Origin of the sequence: Streptomyces candidus, assembly GCF_014207445.1 — a bacterium.
Classification (GTDB): domain Bacteria; phylum Actinomycetota; class Actinomycetes; order Streptomycetales; family Streptomycetaceae; genus Streptomyces; species Streptomyces candidus.
The window spans coordinates 1-4,465 of the sequence record NZ_JACHEM010000050.1 but is presented as its reverse complement, the minus strand read 5'-3'; the positions used below and the strand labels follow the sequence as shown (position 1 = coordinate 4,465).

At 67.8% G+C, this 4,465-nt stretch carries 2 protein-coding genes; one reads left to right on the top strand and one right to left on the bottom strand.

Annotation, left to right across the window (positions count from 1 at the left end; genetic code table 11):
- The first annotated feature begins 272 nt into the window (after nucleotides 1-272).
- On the top strand, nucleotides 273-2,783 hold the full coding sequence (locus tag HNQ79_RS32980; protein WP_185036668.1) for a DEAD/DEAH box helicase: 2,511 nt from the start codon (nucleotides 273-275) through the stop codon (nucleotides 2,781-2,783).
- Between the two features lie 86 nt (nucleotides 2,784-2,869).
- Here HNQ79_RS32980 and HNQ79_RS32975 read toward each other — a convergent pair whose 3' ends face one another.
- Nucleotides 2,870-3,829: a hypothetical protein gene (locus tag HNQ79_RS32975; RefSeq protein WP_221508377.1), complete on the bottom strand. Its 960-nt coding sequence runs from the start codon at nucleotides 3,827-3,829 to the stop codon at nucleotides 2,870-2,872.
- Between the last annotated feature and the right edge of the window lie 636 nt (nucleotides 3,830-4,465).

Below are 4,465 nucleotides of genomic sequence, written 5' to 3'. Positions count from 1 at the left end.
CGGTGGGGAGGAGTATCCGTAACCCGCGTACCCGCGGCGTGCGTGTCGAGTCATCAATCCTCTGCTTCATTTTCTTCTTCAGATAGACTCTGGAGTGAGGCGCCACCCATGGGCTCGAGCGACAGGCACCTCGGATCGGATCGGTGGTCTGTCCAGGGGCAGAAATGTGGGATCCGGGCATCCCTGAAGTCGCCGAGGTGACGCCTGCATACACATTCGCGCTCCCTGGTTGAGTGCGGGTGCTCTCGCGTCGTAGGAGAAGGCAGATCAAAATGGCAGTCAGGGAACTACGGGCCCACCAGCGAGAAGCCGTGGATGCCGTGCTGCGTGCCCTCGAACTACCTGCAGGCCCGGGCGTGCCCGAGCAAGGCCTCCGGGCCCAGGTCATCATGGCGACCGGATCCGGGAAAAGCCTCGTGGCCGTCCGCAGCGCCCAGGAGCTTCACGCGGGCCGTGTGCTGGTGCTCGTGCCGTCGCTGGACCTGCTGGCACAGACCGAGACCGCGTGGCGGGAGGGAGGCCGCAGGGGGCCGATGATCGGGGTGTCCTCACTGCGGGGTGAAGAGGCGTCCTTCCCCCACACCACGGACGTGGACGAGCTGGTGGAGTGGACGCGCGGCCTGGACAAGGTCACCGTCTACGCCACGTACGCAAGCCTCGGACTCGGCACCCTGGAACGGGCACACGCCCGGGGCCTTCCGGGGTGGGACCTGATCGTCGTGGACGAGGCCCACAGGGTGTCGGGCCGGATCGGCAAGCCGTGGGCGGTCGTCCACGACAACCAGAAGATCCCCTCCCTGCGCCGCCTCTACATGACCGCCACCCCCCGGCTCTGGCAGCTCGGAGACGAGGACGAAGCAGGCGCACCCGGTGAGCTGGTCGCAAGCATGGACGACGACCCCCAGGGCCCCTTCGGCAGCAGGGCGTTCACCCTGACCCTCTCGGAAGCCATCGACCGAGGAATCTGTGCCCCCTACCAGGTCGTATGCGTCGACGTCACCGACACCGCCCTCCAGGCCGCGCAGCTCCTGGGCGCCGAAAGCCGCTCCGCAGAGGTCCGCGGGGCCCGGCTCGCCGCCCTGCAGACGGCCTTGGTGAAGGCATCCTCGGAGGAAGGCTTCCGGCGCACGCTCGTCTTCCACCACACGGTCAAGGAAGCCGAAGCCTTCGCGGCCGGCCTTGCGGACGTCGCCTCGAAACTGCACGCATCCGACCCGGAGTTGTACCCGAAGACGACCTGGGCCAACTGGCTGTGCGGGGACCACAAGCCGCTCCACCGTCGGCGTCTGCTGGGCGAGTTCGCGGCCGGGATCGCCACGGACGGCACCGTGGTGGAGAAGTGCTACCTGAGTTCAGTGAAGGTGTTGGGCGAGGGCGTAGACACGAAAAACTGTGACTCCGTGTACTGGGCGGATGTGCGCGGTTCGATGCCGGACCTGGTCCAGGCGGTGGGCCGGGCGCTGCGGATGCAGCCGGGCGAGGGGAAGATGGCCAGCCTGGTCGTGCCGGTGCTGCTCGGGCCCGGCGAGACACCCGACAACATGCTCACCTCCCGGGCCTACAACGGGCTCGCCAGGCTCTTGGAAGCCCTCCGGGCACACGACGCCAGGATCGTGGAAGCCCTCGCGGAGCAGCAGGCCCCGAGCCGCTACACGCCCGTAGCCAAGGACGACAACGGGAAGAGTACGGGCGGGAGCGGTGCGGGCTCCCGGGGCGTCAGTGCCCCCGCCAGGGCGCTGCTGAAGTTCAGTACGCCCCGCGACCCGGCCGCACTCGCGGCGTTCATCAACCTGCGCGTCCTCAACCCGGAGCACGAGCACTGGCGGCGCGGGGTGGAAGCGGCCGTCCTCTACGCCCGCGAACACGGCGACCTGAAGGTGCCGTTCACGTACCGCGTGCCCGCCGCCGAGGACCAGGAGGCGGAGGACACGGTGTGGCCGGCCTCGCTCGCGAACTTCCCGCTGGGGCAGTGGACCGCCGACGCCCGCCGCTTCTACGCCCGCGGCGACATGGACGAGGACCGCATCGCCCAGCTGGAGAAGCTCGGCATGATCTGGTCCCACTACGACGTCGCATGGGAGGAAGGCCTGTCCGCCGCACGCGGGTGGGCCGCCGAACACGGACACCTCCTGGCACCTGCGGACGCCACCTTCCAGGGCGCGGCGGTGGGGATCTGGTTGAAGAACGCGCGGGCGGCAGCGAGGAAGGCGCAGGAGATCGAGCGGCGGCGGGCTGAGGGGTTGCCGGTGGGGTCGTCGGCCGGGGCGTTGTCGGAGACGCGGCGTGAGCAGCTGGAGGAGATCGACGCGTCCTGGTGCCCGGCGTGGCCGGTGAGCTGGCAGCGCTGCTTCCACCTCGTACGGACACACCTGGATACGGGCGGGGCGCTGCCTACCACGCCGGGGGAGGTCCTGCGCCAGGGCGAGGATCTGGGGCGGTGGGTGCAGTCGGTGCGGTATGGGTGGGACCAGCTCACCGGCGTGCAGCAGTGGATGTGCGAGCAGGTCCTCGGGATCACACCCGCCAGAGAGGACGAGAAGCCGAAGCCGCGCACCAGCCAGGCCGACAAATGGACGGCCAACCTGACCGCCGCCCGGCAGTACTACGCACGCGAAGGACACCTCAACGTCCCCCGCAAACACACAGAGACCATGCTCACCGAGAACGGCCGGGAAGACCAATACCGCCTGGGAGCATGGATCAACAACCAACGCAACAGAGCCACCGGACTGACCCCGGAACGAGTGAAACAACTGTCCAACATCGGCATGCGGTGGACGTAACACGCAGATGCGGCAGTGGGCTGGGCAGAAGCCCTGTCCACCCCACTGCCCGAGGGCGGTCTACGTCACTGGTTCTCTTTCGCGGCCTAGTCGGCGCAGACCGTCTCGAAGTCGTGTGGTTGGAAGCGTCGGTGGCACCGGAGACAGGCTTTTAGCGGGGGGAAGGTCTTCCCGCAGCTGAAACACAGGTCCACCGGCACGTCCGGGGCGGCCGCGGTGAGAACGCCACAGACCACTGCATGGTTATCGCAGCTCAGACACCGGCGGTACGAGGCGTTGCTGTCCTGGTGGAGGACGTAGTCGAGCGCGTCGGTCCGTACCGTGCAGAACCGGCACTTGCTGTTGTCGTCCGCCACGGCCAGGGCCCACTGGTTGCAGTGGGGACACGCCACGGTGCGGTTCTGACGCGGCTCCAGTTCGGCCCTCAGCCGCTGCATGCGTCGCGTGACGAAGCCCTGGATCCGGCTGAGACCGCGTCGGATGGTCCGCATGTCCTGCGTGGTCCGCTGCCGGTCCTCGTCGGGGAGAGCAGGCAGCAGCTGCTGCTCGTCCAGGAAGCGGACGAGAAAGTCCAGGACCTCGACGGCGCGGGCACTGTCAGTGAGCCCATAGTGCTGCAGCGCGTTGCGGGTCTTGGCCAGTTTGTTGAGCGCGGCGGCGTCCTTGTCCGCGATGGGCAGCCCGACGATACGCCGCAGTCGGTCCACCGTCTGGGCGGGGGTGCAGCTGGCCAGGGACCCATCAGCCAGCTCCTCTTTCTTGGCTTTGCCCGGCTCGGCGAAGACCAAGGTCCAATGCTCCTGGTGCAGGCGGTATTTGAGCAGCACCTCGGCGGCAGCCTGCAGGTGCAGCACGGCGTACTTCAGGTCACGTGCGCTGACCCGCCCCCACTCCTCGTCGTCGGCCAGGGACGCGATGACGCTGAGGAGGTAGTCCAGGCCGTTGTCGATGGGCGGGAAGTTCACCTCGCTGCCACGCTGCTCCACCAGGCGGAGCCGGGCGTGGGACTCCTCCCGGCCGTTCGCCGCCCGATCCTGGACCGTCATGTGGCCTCCCCCGGGCCCGCCGATCGGGCGGGCTTCGCCTTCACTCTCTCCCTGGCACGCAGATGCCTGCCGCCATAACATCACGCCTGACGAAGGTGGCAGTTAGCCACGGATCCCGATCCGGGCTACTCCGCTGTGAGTACGAGGATTGTTTCTCCTGGGGCGATAGCCACGTCAGCGTCCTCCAACAGGGCGCAGCGAGAGACGACATCAAGATCACGGGCAGCCTCCGCTGCCCTGTCTACCTGCAGGGAGGAGTCCCTGGGCCCCCTCTTCGACGCGAAGCTCGCCCGAATTGAGTAAGCGATCAACCAGCGACCTGACCGCACCTTCGCGTTCGCGCCTCATTCACATCAGCGTGCGCTGCCACGGCGTCTCACCGGGGAGACAAGTTGTGCCACGCGTGCCCGCAAGTGCCCTTGCAGTACGTCTGCCTGCGGCGGTACCGGCGACGGAGAACACCGAGACGAGGACACGGAACGCTTTGACGTGTCCGTCTGCCGGGAGGGCAGCAAGCCCGTAGCGAAGTGGGTCCATGCACTGTCGGCGACGGCCCAAAAGTGAACCGCGATCGACGCCTGAAAGTTGACCCCCTCCAAGGGTCTGGCTCGTTGAGTCAGATCGGGAGGATGGGTG